The sequence below is a fragment of the Bacillus sp. SIMBA_008 genome, assembly GCF_046535495.1.
GTDB classification, from domain to species: Bacteria; Bacillota; Bacilli; order Bacillales; family Bacillaceae; genus Bacillus; species Bacillus subtilis.
This window is the reverse complement of record NZ_JAWRWL010000399.1, coordinates 1-275: the sequence shown is the minus strand read 5'-3', so window position 1 is coordinate 275 and position 275 is coordinate 1. Positions and strand designations below refer to the sequence as shown.

General features: G+C 36.4%; 1 protein-coding gene. It reads right to left on the bottom strand.

Annotated elements, in window-relative coordinates:
• Positions 1–169, bottom strand: a 169-nt coding sequence (locus tag SB658_RS23765; protein WP_410602773.1) for a cation:dicarboxylate symporter family transporter, incomplete at its 3' end; no start/stop codon positions are given.
• Positions 170–275: the final 106 nt, after the last annotated feature.

Below are 275 nucleotides of genomic sequence, written 5' to 3'. Positions count from 1 at the left end.
AGACGACAATTGGAATCACTATCATTTTGATTAAGCGTAAAAACAAATCGCCGATAGGCTGTAAATATGTTGGAATGGCGGGATTGCCGTACCAGATGACACCGACTACAACCCCTAGTATGAGTCCGACGAAAATTTGCGTCGCTAGTCCAAAGCGTAATTTTTTCATAGATTACCTCCCGAAGAAAAAAGTGCAATAAGTATCTAAAAAGATAGCTATTAGAACAAATTATAATAGAAAAGAAAACCATCCGTCTATAGAAAAATATAGATTG